Raw genomic sequence first — 1531 nt, 5'->3', positions numbered from 1 at the left:
GGATCTCGACCTTCTGCCCTTTGCTGGCGGCGCCGGTCAGGGTCACCGCGGTTTCCACGGTGGTGGTGCCGTGGGGAATCTCGACCCCGTTTGGGGAGCCTTTGACCGAGGTGATGGTCGGTGCCACGACTGCCGTGACGGTAAAGGTGTGTGGCGGTGCTGAAACCGGTTGCGGGTTGCCGTAAAGGCCCTTGATAGTGATGCTGTGATTTCCAACGGTGGTGCTATAGGACACTGTTGTCCAATCGCCGTTGTCATCGACGGGTCGCGTACCCTGTGGATTACCGTGATCCAACACGGAGACTGTCTGATTCTTGCGGGAGAGGCGCATCTGTAATACACGAAATGCGCGGAGAAAAGGCGCTGTTCAAGGGAAAAATGTATTAAGTAGAACCAAAGCCTGGTTTTTTGCAAGCCACCGATCTTTTGAACTACAAATGGTTGGAGTATCAAAAAATCGGCGGGTACTTCAGACCTTCCTTAGCTCACATGATTGTTCCCACTCCCTCGGGAACAATTATTTATACACTCCCAAGGTCAAGACAATCGTCTTACGCGAATGTCGTCCAGCCCGAGTGATGAAGGATGATTCGCAAGAACGGTTATCAATACATCGCCCAGTGGAGTATTAGTTATGTTTAAAGTTCTGGCTACCCATGAGCCAGTAGCAGTTACTTGAATGTCAAGACTCACTTGACTGTTGGCTTTCACCATAAGATTCATCGATATAGAACATTTATATTTGAAACTGATTTCAAATGAGCCAAAACCCTGGTTAAAGTGTTTTAAACACGGAAAGTGTCTGCAAAGTAGGATTGGTATTACGAGGCTCAGATTTTACGTAATACTCTCCCCCCTCAAACACAATCTGCCCTGGCCATACTGCCCAGCCATTCGAATTGTTATTATTAAACGTCGTCAAATCATCAAACGCTGGGTTCCCCACAATTACCGTCCGTACAGCCGATGACATTCCCGGTCCATACAGTGCCATAGCTGTAAAACTGTGCGATCCCACACCAAAATATACCTGAAGCCTCCAGATCCCCGTGGTCAGGTCAGCCGTTGACTTGCCTTTGGAGCCATTGCTTTCTCGAACATCAACCANNNTCTGACCTCTGCTGGCGGTACCGGTCAGAATCAACACGGTTTCCGTGGTAGTACCGCCGTGGGGAATCTCGACACCGCTCTGAGAGCCTTTGACCGAGGTGATGGTCGGCGCCACGACCGCTGTGACGGTAAAGGTCCGCGCCGCCGAGGTTACGCCACTGCCATACAACGCTTTGGCGGTGAAACTATGCGCCGCCACGCTCAGTCCTGAGACATCCTGGATCCAGACACCGGTCGTTGGGTTAGCGGTGGGTTCGCCTTTGTGGGTCGCACCGTCCAGAATCTGGACCTTCTGACCTCTGCTGGCGGTACCGGTCAGGGTCACCGTGGTTTTCATGGTGGTGCCGCCATGGGGAATCTCGACACCGCTCAGATCGCCTTTGACCGAGGTGATGGTCGGCGCCACGACCGCCGTGACGGT

General features: G+C 52.5%; 2 pseudogenes. Both read right to left on the bottom strand.

Annotated features, from left to right (window positions below):
* Window positions 1-235: pseudogene (locus tag E3W21_RS04765) on the bottom strand (hypothetical protein); the annotation flags it as partial.
* A gap of 540 nt (window positions 236-775) precedes the next feature.
* Window positions 776-1531 (bottom strand): annotated as a pseudogene (locus E3W21_RS31675) (hypothetical protein); the annotation flags it as partial.

Origin of the sequence: Pseudomonas sp. F01002 (genome assembly GCF_004402115.1) — a bacterium.
GTDB lineage: Bacteria > Pseudomonadota > Gammaproteobacteria > Pseudomonadales > Pseudomonadaceae > Aquipseudomonas > Aquipseudomonas frigoris.
Note: the sequence above shows the minus strand (reverse complement) of the source record. Positions and strands in the feature narration are given on the sequence as shown.